Source organism: Sphaerospermopsis sp. LEGE 00249 (assembly GCF_014299995.1).
In the GTDB taxonomy this organism is placed as follows: Bacteria; Cyanobacteriota; Cyanobacteriia; order Cyanobacteriales; family Nostocaceae; genus Sphaerospermopsis; species Sphaerospermopsis kisseleviana.
Genome location: NZ_JACJUZ010000044.1, coordinates 21,878 through 42,198, shown reverse-complemented (window position 1 = coordinate 42,198; position 20,321 = coordinate 21,878). Strand labels below are relative to the sequence as shown.

The 20,321-nt window shown below is 37.5% G+C and carries 20 protein-coding genes; 11 read left to right on the top strand and 9 right to left on the bottom strand.

Annotated elements, in window-relative coordinates; translation table 11 throughout:
- Positions 1–19: 19 nt before the first annotated feature.
- Together H5968_RS15765 and purN are read right to left on the bottom strand one after the other, a co-directional pair.
- Positions 20–1,471: a phosphoglucomutase/phosphomannomutase family protein gene (locus tag H5968_RS15765; RefSeq protein ID WP_187040703.1), complete on the bottom strand. Its 1,452-nt coding sequence runs from the start codon at positions 1,469–1,471 to the stop codon at positions 20–22.
- 151 nt (positions 1,472–1,622) lie between these two features.
- Complete coding sequence (purN, locus tag H5968_RS15760; RefSeq protein WP_187040702.1) at positions 1,623–2,270, bottom strand: phosphoribosylglycinamide formyltransferase; 648 nt, start codon at positions 2,268–2,270, stop codon at positions 1,623–1,625.
- Between the two features lie 46 nt (positions 2,271–2,316).
- Between purN and H5968_RS15755 the strand changes: the two genes are divergently transcribed.
- On the top strand, positions 2,317–3,204 hold the full coding sequence (locus H5968_RS15755; protein WP_187040708.1) for a carbohydrate ABC transporter permease: 888 nt from the start codon (positions 2,317–2,319) through the stop codon (positions 3,202–3,204).
- Between the two features lie 17 nt (positions 3,205–3,221).
- On the top strand, positions 3,222–3,371 hold the full coding sequence (locus tag H5968_RS15750; RefSeq protein WP_187040701.1) for a hypothetical protein: 150 nt from the start codon (positions 3,222–3,224) through the stop codon (positions 3,369–3,371).
- Here H5968_RS15750 and H5968_RS15745 read toward each other — a convergent pair.
- From H5968_RS15745 to fraC, 3 genes are all read right to left on the bottom strand, one after another.
- Positions 3,309–4,088, bottom strand: coding sequence for an ABC transporter permease (locus H5968_RS15745; protein ID WP_187040707.1), 780 nt, complete (start codon positions 4,086–4,088; stop codon positions 3,309–3,311). The two genes, H5968_RS15750 and H5968_RS15745, sit on opposite strands and share 63 nt — an antisense overlap.
- 53 nt (positions 4,089–4,141) lie before the next feature.
- Positions 4,142–5,152, bottom strand: a complete 1,011-nt coding sequence (fraD, locus tag H5968_RS15740; RefSeq protein ID WP_187040700.1) for a septal junction protein FraD — start codon at positions 5,150–5,152, stop codon at positions 4,142–4,144.
- Positions 5,153–5,218: 66 nt separating this feature from the next.
- Positions 5,219–5,767 carry a filament integrity protein FraC gene (gene fraC, locus H5968_RS15735; protein WP_187040699.1) on the bottom strand — a complete coding sequence of 183 codons (549 nt, stop codon included), beginning with the start codon at positions 5,765–5,767 and terminating at the stop codon, positions 5,219–5,221.
- A gap of 360 nt (positions 5,768–6,127) precedes the next feature.
- On the opposite strand from fraC, the gene H5968_RS15730 reads away from it, so the two are divergent.
- The 6 genes from H5968_RS15730 to H5968_RS15705 all read left to right on the top strand — a co-directional run bounded on the left by H5968_RS15730 (position 6,128) and on the right by H5968_RS15705 (position 13,218).
- Positions 6,128–7,264, top strand: coding sequence for a cob(I)yrinic acid a,c-diamide adenosyltransferase (locus H5968_RS15730; RefSeq protein ID WP_137666083.1), 1,137 nt, complete (start codon positions 6,128–6,130; stop codon positions 7,262–7,264).
- 149 nt (positions 7,265–7,413) lie between these two features.
- The gene (locus H5968_RS15725; RefSeq protein WP_187040698.1) at positions 7,414–8,142 is read left to right on the top strand and encodes a thioesterase II family protein; all 729 of its coding nucleotides are present in this window, start codon (positions 7,414–7,416) and stop codon (positions 8,140–8,142) included.
- Between the two features lie 522 nt (positions 8,143–8,664).
- Positions 8,665–9,159 (top strand): Hsp20/alpha crystallin family protein, encoded by a 495-nt coding sequence (locus tag H5968_RS15720; protein ID WP_187040697.1) that lies wholly within the window; start codon positions 8,665–8,667, stop codon positions 9,157–9,159.
- A gap of 280 nt (positions 9,160–9,439) precedes the next feature.
- Positions 9,440–11,341 (top strand): molecular chaperone DnaK, encoded by a 1,902-nt coding sequence (dnaK, locus tag H5968_RS15715; RefSeq protein ID WP_187040696.1) that lies wholly within the window; start codon positions 9,440–9,442, stop codon positions 11,339–11,341.
- Positions 11,342–11,966: 625 nt separating this feature from the next.
- Positions 11,967–12,212: a hypothetical protein gene (locus H5968_RS15710; protein ID WP_096571856.1), complete on the top strand. Its 246-nt coding sequence runs from the start codon at positions 11,967–11,969 to the stop codon at positions 12,210–12,212.
- Positions 12,213–12,222: 10 nt separating this feature from the next.
- On the top strand, positions 12,223–13,218 hold the full coding sequence (locus H5968_RS15705; RefSeq protein WP_187040695.1) for a hypothetical protein: 996 nt from the start codon (positions 12,223–12,225) through the stop codon (positions 13,216–13,218).
- A 73-nt stretch (positions 13,219–13,291) separates the two neighbouring features.
- Here H5968_RS15705 and H5968_RS15700 read toward each other — a convergent pair whose 3' ends face one another.
- From H5968_RS15700 to H5968_RS15690, 3 genes are all read right to left on the bottom strand, one after another.
- Positions 13,292–14,800, bottom strand: coding sequence for a UbiD family decarboxylase (locus H5968_RS15700; protein WP_187040694.1), 1,509 nt, complete (start codon positions 14,798–14,800; stop codon positions 13,292–13,294).
- A gap of 117 nt (positions 14,801–14,917) precedes the next feature.
- Positions 14,918–15,076, bottom strand: a complete 159-nt coding sequence (locus tag H5968_RS25785; RefSeq protein ID WP_370569777.1) for a type II toxin-antitoxin system HicA family toxin — start codon at positions 15,074–15,076, stop codon at positions 14,918–14,920.
- Positions 15,077–15,108: 32 nt separating this feature from the next.
- The gene (locus H5968_RS15690; RefSeq protein ID WP_222620697.1) at positions 15,109–15,369 is read right to left on the bottom strand and encodes a type II toxin-antitoxin system HicB family antitoxin; all 261 of its coding nucleotides are present in this window, start codon (positions 15,367–15,369) and stop codon (positions 15,109–15,111) included.
- A gap of 396 nt (positions 15,370–15,765) precedes the next feature.
- Here H5968_RS15690 and H5968_RS15685 point away from each other — a divergent pair, with 396 nt between their 5' ends.
- From H5968_RS15685 to H5968_RS15675, 3 genes are all read left to right on the top strand, one after another.
- A complete protein-coding gene (locus tag H5968_RS15685; RefSeq protein ID WP_187040693.1) occupies positions 15,766–18,246 on the top strand; it encodes a vWA domain-containing protein in 2,481 nt (826 codons plus the stop codon).
- A 224-nt stretch (positions 18,247–18,470) separates the two neighbouring features.
- Complete coding sequence (locus H5968_RS15680) at positions 18,471–18,845, top strand: NINE protein (RefSeq protein WP_096572842.1); 375 nt, start codon at positions 18,471–18,473, stop codon at positions 18,843–18,845.
- A gap of 45 nt (positions 18,846–18,890) precedes the next feature.
- Complete coding sequence (locus H5968_RS15675; protein WP_187040692.1) at positions 18,891–19,421, top strand: ComEA family DNA-binding protein; 531 nt, start codon at positions 18,891–18,893, stop codon at positions 19,419–19,421.
- Between the two features lie 221 nt (positions 19,422–19,642).
- Here the strand turns inward: H5968_RS15675 and lepB are convergent, their stop codons facing one another.
- Positions 19,643–20,218, bottom strand: a complete 576-nt coding sequence (gene lepB, locus H5968_RS15670; protein WP_096571861.1) for a signal peptidase I — start codon at positions 20,216–20,218, stop codon at positions 19,643–19,645.
- Positions 20,219–20,321 lie beyond the last annotated feature (103 nt).

Below are 20,321 nucleotides of genomic sequence, written 5' to 3'. Positions count from 1 at the left end.
GTCCCCAGTCCCCAGTCCCCTAATTTGATTCAGCCCAAGTTTTAGCCCAATTTAGGGTTTGATGGACTTGTTCTAAAGTTGGTGCTTCGCAATAAAGGCGTAATACTGGTTCAGTGCCACTAAACCTAATCATTAACCAACTTTGATCAGCAAGACGGAATTTATAACCATCTATTGTATTACAATCAATGACTTTTTTACCTGCTATTTCTGTTAAAGGTTGGGTTTGTAATTGTTGTAATAATTTTCCTCTTACTTCCATACTCGCTAAGGGTAAATCTATCCGATCATAAGCTGAGGAAAAATTAGTTCTTTTCTGCAATTGTTGATAATAATCACCTAAATCTAAACCCGATTCTACTACTGCTTCTAATACATACAATGCTGATAGTAAAGCATCTCTTTCAGGAATATGGCTACCATAACCAATACCACCTGATTCTTCACCACCTAATAATACTTCTGTGGCTAACATTCTATCGGCAATGTATTTATAACCAACGGCGGTTTCAAATACAGGTAAATTCAATAAGTTCGCAACACGGGGAATTAAATCAGAACCGCTAACGGTTTTAACGATTTCCCCTGTAAAATTGCGTCTGGTTTTGAGGTGATCTATTAAGATGGGAATTAAGATTTGCGAACTGAGGAAATTAGCATTTTTATCTACTGCGGCAATGCGATCGCAATCTCCATCAAATACTAAACCTACTGTTAAACCTGAGTTATTATTGTTATTTTCTTCCCCATGATTTTTGATTTCTGTAAATAAAAGGGAAAGATATTTTGGTAAAGGTTCGGGCGCACCTCCTGCAAATAAAGGATCTCGGTTGCTGTTAATTTCTTTAACTTTTTCACCTAATAATCTACCCAAACCACTAGCAGCCGCACCGTGCATGACATCGGCAAATAATGTTAATTTACCTGATGATATTGCTTGACGAATTTTGTCAATATTTACTTTTTTTTCTAATGCTTGACAATAACTAGGCCAGGGATCAAATGTCTCTTCTTTGCCCGGAGTTGTTGCGGTTGGTACTGCTTCTGTTAATAGTGCTTCTATTTCTTTGGTAACTTCTGGAGGCACAGAACCACCAAAAGCACTCTTGACTTTTAAACCTAAATATGATCCAGGATTATGACTAGCGGTGATGACTAAAGCGCCTAAAGCATTGAGGTCTTTTGCAGCCCAACTAAAAGCGGGAGTGGGTGCGTAGGTTTCGCTAAACAGGACATCAAAACCAACGGCTTTGACAGCATCAGCGACAACACGGGCAAAATTTTCTGCCATAAAACGGCGATCGTAACCGACAATGATGGTACGGCTACTGACTGTGGAATAGTAGGTATTATATAATACTTTAGCTGCGACTGGGGCAACTATAGCTAGGCGTTCAAAGGTAAATTCATCACCGATAACACCCCGCCAGCCATCAGTACCAAACTTTATGGGGTTAGTTAAAACTGACATGGAGATATCCTAAAATTTTCTAACAGAGGATTGTAGCATTTATAGCGGTGATTGGTGATTGGTGATTGGTGATTGGTAATTGGTAATTGGTAAAATATAATTCCCCCTGTCAACTGTCACCTGTCAACTGTCAACTGTCAACTGTCACCTGTCACCTGTCAGCGAGGGAAGCAATGGCTAATGGTAAAATACGGTGTTCCTGAATTTGGATTCTTGCGTGTAGGGTTTCTGCTGTATCATTTGGTAATACTGGGACTGCGGCCTGCATGATGATTGGTCCGCTATCCATTTCTAAACGCAGTAAATGTACAGTACAACCAGTTATTTTAACTCCGGTTTCTAATGCTTGTTCTACGGCCCGCACACCTTTGAAACTCGGTAACAAGCTGGGATGAATATTAATAATTTTATCAGGAAAAGCATCAATTAATTCCTGTGTTACCAAACGCATCCAGCCAGCCATAATCACTAATTCTACATCATGTTGATTAAAAGTTTTGACAATTTCTCTGTCTAAATCTTCGCGCTTTTTATAGTCACGATGATTTAATAATACAGCCTTTACTCCGTGATTTGCTGCCCTTTCTGCGGCTTTTGCTGTGGGATTATTGTAAATTAAAACTTGAATTTGGGCGTTGAGTTTCCCTGCTTGGATAGCTTGGGCAACTACTTCAAAATTGCTACCATTTCCTGAAGCCATTACTCCCAGTTTCAAAACGTTGCTAGGTTGTGAATTTTCCAGAGAAATATCAGGAGAAACTAGACTAGGTGTGCCATCAATGGGGTAATATTGACTCATAAACTCTCATAAAATTATGAATATACTGTGAATGTCTAAGATTATCATGAAACCATCCCGTTTTTCTCCTTCGGAACTACTAGATAATGATACTGCTGCGGCTTGGGTTTTTCTCACACCAGCACTGATTTTGTTAGGTTTATTTATAATTTGGCCTATTGCCTATTTGTTTTATCTCAGTTTTACTGCTGGTAGTTTTACTTCATCGGGTATTTATTGGGTAGGTTTTAAAAATTATTGGCGGTTGTTGCTAAACTCTGATTTTTGGCAAGTTCTGTTTAACACTGTTTATTTTACTTTTGGTAGTCTTGTTCCCAGTTTGGTGATTCCTTTGGGATTAGCGGTATTATTAGATCGTTCTTTAGCTTTGCGGGGACTTTTGCGAAGTGCCTATTTTCTCCCTTCTATTATCTCACTGGTTGCGGCTGGTTTAGGTTTTCGTTGGTTGTTTCAAAATACTGGTCCTGTGAATGGATTTTTAGATTTTTTTGGTGTTGCACCCATATCTTGGTTAGGTGATACTTTTTGGGCAATGCCTGTGATAATTTTATTTAGTATTTGGAAACAAATAGGTTTTAATATGGTGGTTTTTTTGGCTGGGTTGCAAGCTATTCCTCCTAGTCTTTATGACGCAGCAGAATTAGATGGTGCAAATGGTTGGCAGAAATTTTGGCATATTACTTTACCAGGATTAAGACCTACTTTAATCTTTGCGACTGTCACCACGGGAATTTTTACATTACGAAGTTTTGAACCTGTTTATGTGATTACAGGAGGCGGTCCTTTAAATTCTACTAATTTGTTAGTTTATTACACTTATCAAGAAGCTTTTGGTCAATTTGATTTTGGTTACGCCGCCGCAGTTGCTACTGTGTTATTAGTGGTGACTTTGGTGTTAGTTTATTTGCAGTTACAAACCTGGGGAGATAATTGACAATTGATAATTGATAATTGATGATTCATGATTATCAATTACTACCCAATCACCAATCACCAATCACCAGTCACCAATCACCAATCACCAGTCACCAATCACCTTTAAAACTCTTTTTTCAAGAAGATCAAAATGGCGATCGCCAACAACATGAAACTGTAAAGTAAGCCATAACCAGCATTACTTAATAGTGTTATAGTATCCGGTATTGCTTGCAGTCCATAAACGGCATCATTTTTTAAATCTAAGCGAGATAAATCTGGGAGTATGAGATATAAACCTTGGGTAATTCTTTCTACCGCAGTGTTTTCACTGAGGCGACCTAATGCGACTAAATCTTTGGTAATATTGCCCATTAAATAGACGGCAAATGTTAAAGCTGTGGCTATTAAGGAACTGGTAAAAACTCCTAATGTGACAGCTACAGCCGTAATTAAAGTTAATTGTAAAAATAAGAAAAGTATGGCTAAAAGAATGCTGGGTAGGGGATAGGACATTTTACCAAGTTGCAAAAATACCAAATAAATAAATGTCATGGATGCTAGAAGTACACCCAACACACCTGATAAACCTAAGTATTTACTGGTGATAAATTCACTACGGCTGATAGGTTTAGCAATTAACATGAAAATAGTCCGTTTTTCAATTTCTTTGTTGACAAGTCCTGTGCCAATAAAGACTGCAACAATTAAACCAATGACATTCATTACTGCTAAACCCACATCTAAAAAGATTTTGTCTTGGGTTGTAGCTGCAAATTCAAAAATTGCCCGGTTGGCAACAGCGAGGATAATTGCATAAAAACCGATAATGTACAGGATGCGATCGCGTATCACTTCCTGAAATACGTTTTTTGCCATTACAAATGTTCTGACTGCGTTCATATTTTTTGGTAATGGGTAATTGGTAATTGGTAATTGGTAATTGATAAATAAATCTACTGTTGTGGTGGTGGTGAACCAAGGAAAAATCTGCTGTTGCGTTCGCATTTAATGGATGCTACTGCATTTTTATTTTCTGGACTTTTAACAGTTGATACTGGCTGAATTTGACAAGATTTTTGCAGATAAAATCCCCTACCATTAGCAGTTGGTCCTTGCCAAATACTCAGAATATCTAATCTGTAACCAGATTTGATATTAACTACACGCGGTTCTATTTTCCAGAGTCCTTTTTCTTCGTATTCGCTGAGGTTTTGGTTAATCATTCTTTTACCCAAATTGCCTACTTGTTGGTTAGCTTCTAGTAACCATCTTTCTACTTCTGACCAAGTTCTTCTGGATATTTGTTCTTCTATTAGCGGTTGAATTTTATTTAAAATCATATTACCGTTTTCTGGTCTTTTTGATTTTGGTTCTAGTTTAATTACAAAGGCGCTGCGTTGAAAATTATCTGCGGATAAACTGGGATATTCTTTTAACCATTTATCTATAACAAAGTAAAACTGAATCCAGCAACTTATCAACATCGACCAAGCAAGTAAAATAATGATTTTTTGGCGTGCTTCTAACTTGGGAAGGGTAGCTTTTGTTGATGTACCTGTTCCTGAGAAAAATTCTGGGATGGCGGTAATTATAGCTGCAATTGTCGGCCAAAGAACTATAGTTCTAGGTGTAACTACATTTTCCTGATGTCCAAAAGCAAATATACTGACTAAAAACCCAGTGATTAATGCACCTACTGGCATAAAAGTTCCTGGAACTCTTGCAGGACCATCGGTGGTATACCAAGCTGTACCTGCAATTAAAAATCCCCAACCTGTTAAGGCAATTATATCTTTGATTAGTCCTGTGGCAAAATATGAATTTACCCACGCGAAAAGGCTTAAATAGATAAATGTCTGCCAAGAAAAAGCTTTGGGAGGCATGACAAGTTTTTGAATGCCCAAAAATAAATCTTGAACAAATTTAAATAGCTGTATTACTTCTTTAAACAATGATGAATTCATATTTGCACCTATTTTTAGCTATTTTTACCTGGCTGATGTTTTCACTTAGTTTCTCAATTTCTCAATTTAATTCCTAATCACAAAACCACGAATGACTAAAATTAATGAAATAGCGGTATAACTCAAGGAATTGGCGATTAAAGTAGTAGTAATTAAGCTGGTATTTTGTAATTTAATTCTTTCGCTAATAAGGATTTTTTGGCGCTGAGTGGTGTCTGTGCTTTCTTGTTTTTTACCCCCTTCATCTAAGGTAATAATCAACAGTTTTAACAATGCAAACTTGACTAAAAATGTACCAAAGAAAACCAGAAAGCCAATGAGAATTAGAGAATTCTGTATGCTGGCGCTTTTAAAGGTATTAAAAAATATATAACTAATCAATTCTGACTTGATACCTACAGCTAATATTGGTTCGACCATAAAAAATACATTCCAGCCAATGACACTGGAAAAAACGTTCATAGCTATGGCGTAAAAAATGCTGGTTTTTTTGTCAAATTTGAGTGATCTATTGAGAAGGTACCCTTCTAGGGGAATGGCAATTAGTAAAAATAAAGTTTCAAACAAAATTGCCCCAAGGGGTAAAATTCTCGGTAATGTTAATTCGTCTGACATAAAGCTTCTATAAATGATAAAGTTTGAAATTTTTCAGGACGCAGGAGATAGGAGGCAGGAGGAAACCACGTTTAAAAACGTAGGATTGAGTATAACATTGAATGAATCAATTTCTTGATGTACCATGAAAGATAACTGAGATTATACGGATGATGGGGGAAATTATCTCATTTTTTTGACCATTTTTTCTCTAATTGTGCCAGGGAGTCGAAGTCGTGGCTACACAGACAAAATTTACCTACGTGGGTTTTAGGTTTTGACTACTGACTGCTGACTGTTGGTGAATTAGTTGGTAATACTTCCTGAGGTTCGGTAAGATCAGAAACAGCCACGTTACAGCTTTTTTAAAGTTTTCCAAAAATGACAAGAAATGGCATCGGTATTCGCACAGCACAAGCGCGTTCTGAACGCCTCACGGGTCAAATTCATGTTTATGATGGTGCGGGTAAAGGTAAGTCCCAAGCAGCTTTAGGGGTGGTTCTGCGCTCTATTGGGCTAGGTATCAATGCTGAGAGTAATTTTGATCGTGTGTTACTGTTGCGGTTTTTGAAGGGTCCAGAACGTGATTATGATGAGGATGGAGCGATCGCCGCTTTGCAGCGTGGTTTTCCCCATTTAATTGATCAGGTTCGCACTGGTAGAGCGGAATATTTCGGCCATGATGAAATTACCCCTTTTGATCGCGCAGAAGCAGCACGGGGTTGGGATGTAGCTAAAGGTGCGATCGCCTCTGGTTTATATTCTGTTGTGGTTTTAGATGAAATTAACCCTGTTTTAGATTTGGGTTTGCTTCCTGTGGATGAGGTGGTAAACACTTTAAAATCTAAACCCCAGGAATTAGAAATTATTACCACAGGTCGGGCAGCACCGCAACAATTACTGGATATTGCAGATCTGCACTCGGAAATGAAACCCCAACACCACCCCACAGCCAAAGAATTATTGATTGAAGGTATAGAAATTTATACTGGCGCTGGCAAAGGTAAGTCTACTAGTGCTTTAGGCAAGGCTTTACAGGCAATAGGTAGGGGGATTAATCATCCTGGTTCTACCCGTGTATTAATTATGCAGTGGTTGAAGGGTGGTAGTGGATATACTGAAGATGCAGCGATCGCCGCTTTGCAGCAGTCTTATCCTGAAGTAGTGGATCATTTACGCTGTGGAAGGGATGCGATCGTGTGGCGTAATTCTCGGCAAGAATTAGATTATGTAGAAGCGGAAAGAGGTTGGGAAATTGCCAAAACAGCGATCGCTTCTGGTGTGTATAAAACTATCATCCTCGATGAACTTAATCCCACCGTTGATTTAGAATTACTCCCTGTTGAACCAATTGTACAGGCTTTGCTGCGTAAACCAAAAGATACGGAAGTTATTATTACTGGTCGTTGTCAAAATCAACCTGCTTATTTTGATTTAGCAAGTATTCATTCTGAGGTTTATTGTCATAAACATTATGCTAATCAAGGTGTGGAATTGAAGCGGGGAGTTGATTTTTAAGAAGTTTTATTCGTGTAGGGATAATTCATGAATTACACCTACATAAAATTATATTTTTGTGTATTTTTCCTCCTCCTCAGCGCCTCTGCGTGAGAAAAAACATCCCTTTCCTGATATCCTAAAACCGAGAAAAATAACAATACAGGAAAATGGGAACAACAACCTTTCCCCAACCCAACCCCCAAGCAAAAATGCGCCTATTTTGCTTACCCTACGCAGGAGGTAGCGCCATAATATTTCGCACCTGGCCTAGTCATTTACCCCCAACCATTGAAGTCTGTCCTATAGAAATTCCTGGTAGGGGAAAACAAATGAAATTTCCTCCCTACACAAAAATGCAGCCTTTAGTTGAAGAAATAGCGAAAAATCTCATCCCATTTTTAGATAAACCCTTTGCTATTTTTGGACATAGTATGGGTGGACTCGTTGGTTTTGAATTAGCTCGTTTACTGCGCTCAGATTATAATTTAACACCATTACATTTATTTGTTTCTGCTCGCAATGCTCCCCAAGTTACACCCACAAAAAGAAAAATTTACAATTTACCAGATGATGAATTTTGGCAAGCAATTTGCAATTTTAATGGTACTCCTGATGGTGTCATAGGAAATGAAGAATTGATCCAACTTTTTCTGCCTATTCTCCGGGCTGATTTTACAGTTTTAGAAACTTATGTTTACACCCATCAACCACCTTTTGATTTTCCCATTAGTGTTTTTGGTGGACTGCAAGATCCCGCATTTACTGATTATGAATTAGAAGCATGGCAAGAACAGACGACAGCAGCTTTTTCTTTACATAAGTTTTCTGGTGATCACTTTTTTATTCGTGAACATGAAAAAGTTTTACTACAATATATATCTCAATATATCTCATAAGTTAGAATGAATATATTTTTTTTACTTTATAACTCTACCTAAGAGGGATTTTTATTTTTTGTTTTTTTGATAGAAGTTTGACTGCTGCATAGCCTTCAATAATGGACAATTACCTCTTCCTTAAAGGAAGAGGCTTAAAAAAGCGGCATTTTTGGCTTTTTCCATGGAAAAGAGAGGTTTTAAAGCTGGAATTAAACAATTAATTATCAATTATCAATTGTCAATTGTCAATTGATAACTGAGGGTAATGTTGAGATATTTACAACTAACATAAGGTGCATTTTTTATGGACATACTTGTAACAAATTGTGAAACAATGTAGCAGGTACGGCTATTGCGATTTCTATAGCTATAAAACCGAACCTACTAAATTTAAATCTTGGTGTTATTGTTTAATTAGGAAGCAAAAGATAAAGCTTCACGCAATAAAAAATTAAAAAAATATACGAGTATTGTTTGCCATCTGTGAAGCTGAAAATTAAGCCTCCGCAAGCCAAATACAGCATTGTATAGGAGATAGTTATGGCATTAGTTCGTTGGGACCCTATCCGCGATCTTGAACGTTTAGAACCCTTCCGCGAACTTGAACGTTGGGATCCTTTCCGCGAAATTGATACTTTACAAAGGCGGATGAATCGTTTGTTTGAAAGAATGATACCAGGTGATGGAGGTGAAAGAGGAGGGTTAACTTTTATCCCTGCTGCTGAACTCGAAGAAACTGATGATGCCTATAAATTGAAATTAGAACTGCCTGGTTTAGAAGCCAAAGATGTGAATGTTGAAGTAACTCCTGAAGCTGTTTCTATTACTGGTGAAAGGAAGTCTGAAACCACAACTGAAAGAGAAGGTTACACTCGTTCAGAATTTCGTTATGGTAAGTTTCAAAGGATAATTCCTTTACCTTCTACTGTCAAACATGAAGAAGTTCAAGCAGAATATAAAGATGGTATTTTGCGTTTGAACTTGCCGAAAACAGAACCTGAAAAACAAAAAGCTTTCAAAGTTAATCTCGGTTAATTTTTAAGCTATTAGCTATAAGCAGTCAGCTATAGCATTTTCATTTGAGATATGAACACCTGTGGCACAGACTTCTAGCCTGTGACGGGCAAGATGCCCATCCCACATTCAGTTTACATCTCATTTTCTCGTTCCCATACTTTGTATGGGAATGAATTATTGAAATTTCTGCCTTTAGTGATAGCAGAGTCAGAGACTCTGTAATAGCATTCCCAGTCTCAGACTGGGAACGAGAGAATAGCACTTCTGAAAAACTTCTACTCAAGTCCAGGGGGAAACTATGGCAAAGGTAGTAGGAATTGATTTAGGAACTACTAATTCTTGTGTTGCTGTGATGGAAGGTGGGCAACCTTTAGTAATAGCTAATTCTGAAGGTCAACGCATCACTCCTTCTGTGGTAGCTTACACTAAAACTGGTGAACGTTTGGTAGGTCAAATTGCTAGACGACAAGCGGTAATGAACCCAGAAAATACTTTTTATTCTGTGAAAAGGTTCATTGGTCGCAAACATGAAGAAATTACCCATGAAGCAACGGAAGTTTCCTATAGGACACTGCGTGATAGTAATGGTAATGTAAAACTCAGTTGTCCCGCAGTTAATAAACAATTTGCACCAGAAGAAATTTCTGCCCAAGTTCTGAGAAAGTTAGTTGATGATGCTAGTAAATATTTAGGAGAAAAAGTTACTCAAGCAGTAATTACTGTTCCTGCTTATTTTAATGATTCCCAACGCCAAGCTACTAAAGATGCAGGTAAAATTGCTGGTTTAGAAGTTCTCCGCATTATCAATGAACCAACAGCAGCAGCATTAGCTTATGGTTTGGATAAGAAACAAAATGAAACTATTTTAGTATTTGACCTTGGTGGCGGTACTTTTGATGTTTCTATTTTGGAAGTTGGGGATGGTGTGTTTGAAGTTAAATCTACCAGTGGGGATACTCATTTAGGTGGTGATGACTTTGATAAAAAGATTGTTGATTGGTTAGCACATGAATTTCAAACTAATGAAGGTATTGATTTAAGGAAAGATAAACAGGCATTACAAAGATTAACGGAAGCAGCAGAAAAGGCAAAAATTGAACTTTCTAGCGCCACTCAAACTAATATCAATTTGCCCTTTATTACGGCTACCCAAGCAGGTCCTAAACATTTGGATATGACATTAACAAGGGCTAAGTTTGAGGAGATGACGGCGGATCTTTTAGATCGTTGTCGTCAACCAGTACAACAAGCATTGCAAGACGCAAAACTGACAAATGCCCAACTTGATGAAATTGTTTTAGTTGGTGGTTCTACTCGTATTCCTGCTGTGCAAGAATTAGTGAGAAGAATGACAGGTAAAGATCCCTGTCAAGGTGTGAATCCTGATGAAGTTGTAGCGGTAGGTGCTGCTATTCAAGCGGGTGTTTTATCAGGTGAAGTTAAAGATATTTTACTGCTTGATGTCACTCCTTTATCTTTAGGTGTGGAAACTCTGGGAGGTGTGATGACTAAAATCATTGGCCGTAATACAACTATTCCTGTGAAGAAATCGGAGATTTTTTCTACTGCGGCTGATGGTCAAAGTAATGTGGAAATTCACGTTTTACAAGGTGAAAGAGAGTTAGCAAAAGATAATAAAAGTTTGGGTACTTTCCGTTTAGATGGTATTCCTCCAGCACCCAGAGGTGTACCACAAATTGAAGTTACCTTTGATATTGATGCTAATGGTATTCTTTCCGTGACCGCTAAGGATAAAGCCACTAATAAACAGCAGTCAATTTCTATTACTGGTGCTTCTACTCTTGATAAACGAGATGTAGAAAAAATGGTGCGGGATGCGGAAGCTCATGCACAGGAAGATAGAAAAAGACGTGAACAAATTGATACTAAGAATTTAGCTGATTCTTTAGTTTATCAAGCTGAAAAAGAACTCAGAGACTTGGGTGATAAAGTCAGTGCTGGTGATAGAAGTCGAGTTGATGAGTTAGTCAAAGATTTGCGGGAAGCTATCAATCAAGATAATTTTGATCGGATCAAGTCTCTTAGCAGTGAATTACAGCAAATTTTGATGCAAATTGGTAGTGCGGTTTATGCCCAAGCGGGAAGACCAGATGTAAGTCCTGATGGAAGCAGTCGAGAAGCACAAGGTGGTCGGGGTGAAGATGTGATTGATGCTGATTTTGTGGAGTCCCAATCATAGGATATCAAGGAGTCAGGAGTCAGAAGATCAAGGAGATCCCCGACCACAAGTTAGGGATCTATTTCTCAAACAAAATAAATAGGGTTTGCTGAAAAAGTCTTGTCGTGGAGACAGGGAACAGTTTGAAGAGTTCGATGAGAGCGATTTTTCCTTTGTGTAGAAATTAAATGCAAGGTTTTTGAGATCCCACCTCGTAAAGTCTTGCACTTTTTTAACTTCCAGCAGGCTAAGACCCTTTACTTGTAATATTTTCACATTTATTCAGCAAGCCCTAATGAATCATAAATTACAACAGATGAACAAATTCATTAGGTGATTTCATCCATGAGGAGGATGGTTTGACTATCAAATTTATGCAAAGTTATCCAGATGATCAGTAGATAGAGATGAACAAATAGAAAGACTTAAATTAAATATCAAATGTCATCTTCAGGAAAGGGGAGATTAGCGGCACAATCTCAGAAGTTGAGATGGCTTTGCTGTTTATTCTTAACTATACAAATGTTTATCCTATTTGACTTTATTTTAAGGATTTGAATAAAACTTGCAGTAAAACACACACTGAAATTGTTTTGTTTGCTTGAATAGCTATATTAAGAGTACAGAACTGGGCAATTCTTAAATTATGGCTACCAAGATCATTGATGTGAGAGAATATACTGTTAGAGCGCATAAAAGACAGATTCACACTCGTGTTTTTCATTTTGTTTGTAAAGAATGTAATCAAGCGACAAAACGGGAAACCTTTGGACCTAGACCTTTATATTGTGAAAGTTGCCGTCCTCCTCAACCTCCGAAAAAATCTGCTCATGATCCTAGAAAACTCAAGCCTCATGCGATGAATTACAAAAGTGACATTGAATTAGAATAATTGAAGTAATATGAACAACCAAGAACAATTACAACCTCCTTCAGAGGTATTTATTAGACCATTGTTGGAATTACGAGACTATTATGCTGGTCTGGCACAAGAGTACCAACGGCTATTTATTGAAGCGCGATCGCAATTGGATCATGTAGAAGCTTTATTATCTCCTTGGTCCTATGGTGATGAACAGGAACGAATTTCAGAATTAGCAACTGGTGATCAACAAAGTTCTCGTTTATTTTTAGCATCAGATCATCAGTCTGATTTAGACTTGTTGGAGTCTGTAGAGTCAGAACCTTCTCACTCTCAAGAATGGAAAACAAATGGTTCAAGTAATGGGGTTAGGAAATTTGCAGTTTCTGATCTGAGAAATACGTCTGGGGATAGTTATGAACATTTTACGAAGGGGGCAGAAATTCCCATGCTTCCTGAATATAAATCCTTGAGTCGAATGGAAGCTTTAAGGATTTTATTGCATGAATATGCTGGGACTGTTTGCCATATAGATTTTATTGTGCGATCGCTCTATGGTGAGTTAGAATCTACTATCTTTAAAATCGTCAAAGGTAGGGTTCAATCTTCTCTGACTCAAGGTAGAGAAAGGGGTTATTGGTCGGCTATTCCTAACGAACCTGGTTGTTATACTCTGGCTTTAAGTTTGTTAGATCCCAATCATCATAATGGCTCATCTACTCGTAGTAAAAGTAGAAGAAAAAAGCCTGTGGCTGTAACACACTCCAATGATATTCCCATGCTCAAAAAATATGAGGGTCAATTTTTAATTGATGCTTTGACATCTTTTTTAGGTGAACATAGAGGGCGGGTTTTTGGTGTGAATGAAGTCATTAATGGTATCTATGGAGAACTTGATGATCGGGACATGAGAGAGGTAAAAAATAAGGTTCTCAATGAATTATCTAGAGGTCATCGCACAGGTAGATTTTCTAGAGTTCCTAACCAAATTGGTTTCTATACCTGGGATGCAAGGATGATATCTAAAAGGATGTAGGGCATTGGGCATTAGGCATTGGGGTTATTCATCTTCCCCTGCCTCCTGCCTCCTGCCTTCTGTCCCCAGTCAGCTATCTCATATCATAACCAAACAAATTGGGGTCAACTTCTCCTAGTTTTAAATCTGCTAATCCGTATTCTGCCCAGCGTCTTTCTACCATTGCGGCAACATCAGGATCAGATTCTAAAGGTGCGCCCCATTCATGTTCTGTTTCTGGGGGAATTTTGGTGGTTGCATCTATGCCCATTCTCCCCCCTAAACCAAGTTTTTCACTCGCAAAATCTAAGGTGTCAAAGGGGGTATTTGGTAATATAAATACATCCCTGGTTGGGTCAACTTTGGAACTAATTGCCCAGACAACTTGACGCGGATCACGAATGTTGATATCTTTATCCACAACTATCACAAATTTAGTATATGTGAATTGGGGTAAGGCACTCCAAAAAGCTAAAGCTGCTCGTCTTGCTTGTCCAGGGTATGCTTTATCAATAGAAATAATTGCTGCTTTGTAACTTAATGCTTCCATTGGCAGGAAGAAGTCAACTATTTCTGATACTTGTTGCCGTAAAATTGGGGTATAGATGCGGTTAAGGGCGATCGCCATCATTGCTTCTTCTTTGGGTGGACGACCGCTAAAGGTGGTAAGATAAATCGGGTCTTTGCGGTGTGTCATACACTGAAACCGCACTAAAGGCGAATCTTCCACACCGCCATAATATCCCATGTGATCGCCAAAGGGACCGTCGGGTAAAACTTCCCCTGGGGTGATAGTTCCTTCTAAAACAAATTCTGAATCTGCGGGTACTTCTAAATCTACTGTTTTACACTTGGCTAATTGTACCCCAGAACCGCCATAAAGTCCCGCAAATAACCATTCTGATAAATCTACGGGAATGGGTGTGGCTGCTGCCATAATGATTAAAGGATCGACTCCAAGGGCGATCGCCACTTCTAATTTTTTACCACGTTCTGCCGCTTTGCGTAAATGTCTCGCACCACCCCGCACCGATAACCAGTGTACGGTCATGGTGTTTTCAGATTGCAGTTGTAGGCGATACACACCCACATTAGGAGTACCTGTTTCACAATCCTTGGTAATTACCAATCCCAGTGTAATTATCTTTCCGGCATCTCCCGGATAAGGACGTATTAAAGGCAACTTAGTTAAATCTAAATCATCACCTTCCACAACCACCTGTTGACAAGCAGGGAAAAAATCCCTTCCCGGTTTCGCTTTGACAACATCAAACAGCACCTTACCAAAGTCTATCGCTTGGGAAATCTTTTTCGGGGGTTTGGGTTGCTGAAGCATACTTAACTTCCTCCCCAAAGTTTCCAACTCCTCTGGTTTTTCCATGTTCATAGCCCAGCATATCCTTTCCACCGTCCCCATCAAATTCACTGCAACGGGGAAAGATGCACCTTTGACATTTTCAAAGATTAAACCTGGACCACCTTTTTGCAGCATTCGGTTAGAAATTTCCGCAATTTCTAGTTCAGAGTCTACTAAAGCCGAAATTCGCTTTAATTGTCCTCTTTCTTCCAGAATTTTAATAAATCCCCGTAAATCTCGCGCCATATCCCTCAGAGTTAAGAAGTGTAAAGTCTCCTTGATCTTAACTTGATATTTGGGTAGTTTGTTTGTACTGAATAAATTAGGATTGGCAAAATTAAACGCAGATACTTTAATTAGGTGTCAGTCTAAAAGTTCGATTAGTTCATCTTTTGTTAAATCTACATCTCGCATTATTTTTAATAATAGACCTTTACCAATGGTTTTACCACTATGACAAGGAATAGAAACAACTCGATCATCTTGATGTTTCATTCTGACATGACTACCTTTTTGTCTCACTATATAAAAACCTATTTTTTGTAATGCGGTAATTAATTCTTCTCCTGTAATTGCTGGTAATTTAGTGATGATAAAACTACTTTGCTTACTCCTATAAATTCTGTTATTGACTCTTCTTCTAATTCCTCTAAACACATTTCAATTACTTCTTTAATATTAGTGATCAATTCATCAATGGTTTCTCCTTGACTATAACAGGCTTTCAGTTGAGGCACTTCACCAATATACATACCATCTTCATCTCTTTTAATTACTACATAAAATTCTTTATTTTTCATGGTTTTGTTTGTCATTGCTATAGTTTTCTGGCAGGTTAATTATGTCGGATTTTTATTATAACACAAACGAAAGATACCCGACTTCCTAATTGAATCTTTGGTAAAGAATGTTAATTTATCAAAGAAGTCGGGTATCTAAATGCAGTTTTAGTTAGCATCATTACATTTAAGATATTTAGTAAAACATTTCTCACTTTGCTGACAAGCAAAAATTAAGAAATATAAAGATTTTTACCCTGACCTTGACATTTTTATAGTATTTATGTACTATATATGATATAGAAACAATCAAAACATCTCTAATTAGATTCTTTACAACATATTACAACATCACCCCAATCAGGTATAAATTAATTTATCCTGTGATTGATCCTGGACAATATTCCTTGTAAAATTACCATCGGCAAAATTATGACAAGTCAAAAAACCAAGTTTGCTGTTTATAATCTCGCAGGTAAGGAAAAAGCTTTTTATTTAACTGAGAAAATAAAACTGGAAATTAAGCCTGATGCTATTCCTAAAAAAATGATTGCTCATAGTATCATGATTATTGATCGTTCCGGTTCAATGTATTATGATATTGAGGCTTTAAAAGAAACATTAATCAAACTTTTGACACTGGATGAATACAGCAACTCAGAATTAGTGGTAACGTTGATTTCCTATTCTTCCAAAGGTGACTTAACCTGTCATTTTCAGCGTGTACCGATTCAGGAGGTAATGCAGCCAGATTTAGATTACATGGCTGATATCAAAGCTATTCGTGCTACTTATTTAACTTGTATTTCTCAATCTTTGAAATTAGCTAATGAATTGATTCATCCTGATGAATTAACTGCAATTACTTTACACAGTGATGGCTATGCTAATGATAGCAGTTTTAATTCTGAATCTAAGGCAATAGAGGGAATTTGTAATGATTTGAAAAACAAGGAAGTTTTTGTTAACACCATTGCTTATTCTTCCTCTTCTGATTTTAAATTCCTCGCTAAAATCGCTAATTCTGTTTCTGGTGTTTGTATCCAAGCTGGGAATATTAAGGAAGTTTATGATGCTCTTTATAACACTGTAAATGTGTTAAAAGAAGCGACGGGAATAGTCATAGAAGAAACCTTAGCTAGTGACTACAGTTATCAAGTTTTCTTTTCTCCCACTGCTGAAAAAATTAATGGTACAAACCAAACATTAAAAGTTTTTGGTTTAAAACCAGAAGACGAAGCTTACATCTATAAATATAAGCAAATTACCAAAGCAGCTTATGAACAATTAACAGATGTTCCGGTGGCACAAAATGATCCATCTGTTTATATTTTTGCTAAGGCAAATTTAGCTGATGGAAATTTGAATACTGCGAAATACGCGCTTGCGAGTACCTTCAATGCAACCTTAACCGCAAGACACGCAAAAGCTTTAACTAATGAAGACATTGCTGATTTTACCAAAGATTTAGAAATTGCCATTTTTTATCCTCATGTTTTAGCTGAACATGAAATTTTAGATTATGTCAAAGTTAATGATAAAATTTCCGTTTTGGCATTGATTGATATTTTATCAAAACATCATCAACATATCATTATTAACCTCAAACATCTGAAAGAAACTTATCAAAGAAAGGGTATTAAGCGGGTTAATGGTACAAGGGGAGAAAATGGAGAATTAATCAAACCTTGGTTAGAAATAGAATATATTGAACCAGGTGATTATGTGCAGATGGGAACTTTTGATATTAACCGCAATACCGCAACTATTAATATGCTGCTTACGCAAAAAGTGAAGCTGGTAAAAGCGGAAGATAAAACCCCAATTACTGAAGTTGCAGGTGTGTTATTAAATGATTTAACGACTTTTAATAATTATACCATTGTCAGTGATGGAGAAATTAATGTTAAGACTTTAAAAGTGAAAATTAGCAGTAAAAAAGCATTTGATGAATTGCAAGCGGTAGGGGTTATTGATAGGGAGGAATTTGATTTTCAAAAAGAATATACTTTGCAATTAGCAGATTTACCTTTAGTCAGTTTTGAAGGTAATTATAGCAGTGTGGAAGGTTTATTTACTCAACTGGCAGAAATTAAAACTTTAACGAGTATTTTATCTGCTCATTTACGGGAAGAGTCAGATGTATTTATTCCTGCACAAATTGAAGAATTGAAAAAACATTATCTTTCTAAAAGTCTGTATCTGAATTTTCCCACCACTAACGAATATACAGATTTGAAAGCAGCTTTATCTGATGGTACTGTAGATTCAAGGGTGAGTTATAAGATTGATATTGGCAGTTTAGAAATTGTGAATTTTAATAAATTGTCTTCTGCTAATCAATTTCTTGATAAAAGATATGAAGTTTATGATTCAGAAACTGGGGAAATTTTCAAGAAACCAACTTTTGAATTAGCTTTTCAGGAAAATATTGCTTTTCGTAGTAAAGCTGTTGCTTCTAGGAATAAATTTACAAAAGCAGATGATTTAATGAAAGCTGTTTTTGATGATTTTCTGGGAATAGAAACAACGGGTAAATTTGCAAAAATTTTAAACTTGGTTGGTGCTGGAATTTTGGCTTTATTACTACAAGCAAAACACGCAGGTACACCTGTGGATAAACAGGAAATTATCGACGGGATGACAACAGCAAAACAGAAGTTAGAGAGTTATACAGAAAAAGTTTATCGAGAGAAAATTTCACCTTTAGTATTTTATATTGGTGCGACGGGTTTGTTACCTGATGACATGAACACTCAAGCGATGACTGCGGATGAAATTAGTAGTAAATATCCTGATTTGCAGTTTTCCAAATCTGAGCAAGAAGGGACATTTTTCGTAGTTGGTGATACTGTAATTAGTGTGTATGCAGAAAATGAATATTACAGTAAAAAATCTGTGAGTGTGAGTTAGGTAATTTCGGGAGCAATGCGATTTTGTGGGATGACTCCAATGGGAGAGCGATCGCTAATTAGGGGTTGTTGAATAAATCTGAAAAAAATCAAGGGATTGAGGATGCGTAACCATACTTCTGGACCCTCACAGATAACTTGATCAATTGATTCCAGGAATTTAGTAATTTACTATTATAGATGTCTGATTTTTATAATTTTAGTAGTTGGAGCTTGAGAAGGATGATATTAACGAAACGGAAGAGTAGAAGCATTGCTGCTATTTTAGCCTTTTCTGGCACACTAACAATTTCAGGTTTACATAAATTTTACTTGGGACAGCCATTATGGGGAATTTTGTATGTATTGTTATCTTGGACACCAATTCCCAAAGTAGCTAGTGCTATAGAAGGGGTTTGGTATTTAGCGCAAGATGAAGAAGCTTTTGACCGAAACTTTAATTTTGGGAAGTCGGCAGTTAAAGTTTCACCACAGGTCAGTAATCAAGTAGAATCGGTAGCTAATGCCTTACGTGAGTTAGATGCTTTGCGCCAAGATGGCTTAATTTCTGAGTATGAATTTGAGCAAAAGCGCCGTCAGATGTTAGACCAGATTTCTTGATGTAATTAATATTTGTCTATAAATTCGGCGAAGTTTTACAATACCATGATAAACTGGCTACCTTTAAATCTCAAATTACAAAAACTCCGAGCTAAACTGCTCAATGATCCCTATTATCGTCTACAATCTGGGGCAGAAATTCAGATGGCCGCACAACTGGGGATGCGTATTGATGCTAATCAAGCGACTGTAGATGATTGGCTACGTTTACCAGGGTTATCTATTCATCAAGGGCGATCGCTCGTAGAACTATCACGTTCAGGTGTTAAATTTTATTGTATTGAAGATATAGCAGCGGCTTTGAGTGTTCCTGTACAAAGGCTAGAACCACTGAAACCACTGTTAAATTTTAGCTACTATGATGATGGATCTCTCGCTAATACTACGCAAGTAAATCCCAATACCGCAACGGTAGAGAGTCTGGCGAAAATTCCATTGATAGATTTGTCTCTAGCTGAAGCGGTAGTGCAAAATCGCCTCACTGCTGGTTATTACCGTAACTTGGTTGATTTTCAGCAACGGTTAGGACTGTCAGGTGAGGCGATCGCTCAATTAATGTATTATCTGCGGTTTTAGGTAGGAGGTAGGAGGCAGGAGGCAGGAGGCAGAAGGCAGGAGGCAGAAGGCAGGAGTTTTTTATTTTGGATTTTGGATTTTGGATTTTGGATTTTGGATTGTTTTTGTGATCTCCAATCTAAAATCTAAAATCTAAAATCTAAAATTTTCTTCCCCAGTCCCCAGTCCCCAGTCACCAGTCACCAGTCCCCAGTCACCAGTCCCCAGTCACCAGTCCCCAATCACAAAATTAACCCGATACGGTCTAAAGGCCAGAAGCGAAAGGTAGCACGGCCAATGAGATTTTGCTGAGGTAAAAAGCCCCAGTATCGGGAGTCATTACTATCGTTGCGGTTGTCTCCCATCACGAAAAATTCATCTTCTGGGATTTTTACGGTTGGAAATGGCTGATTTGGTGGTTCGGCAATGTAATCTTCTTGTAAAGGCTGACCGTTGAGGTAAACTTTACCATTCGCTACACTAATTACCTCTCCTGGCCTACCAATAATACGCTTGATAAAGGCTTGGTTTTTGTCATATCCACGACGTTGTAATTCTGGTGGTGTTTGAAAAACGACAATATCGCCTGTTTCGGGAGGATGAAAACGGTAAGATACTTTTTCCACTACTAAGCGATCGCCTATGTGTAAGGTGGGGTACATTGATTCTGATGGTATTAATCGGGGTTCGGCGATAAATGTCCTGATTAGTAATGCTAAAGTTAGTGCGATCGCTATTAAAGTCAGGTTTTCTTGCCAACCACGCCATGTTTTTGCAGATGTGGAAGTTTCTGTAATATTACTTTCTTGCGGCTTCATAGTATTTTGATGATTGTGACTCTCAAGGTATAATTATTAGTAATTTTGGTTCTGTACGAACCCATACCATTGACACTCCCCTGCCTAAAGGCGAGGGGATTCT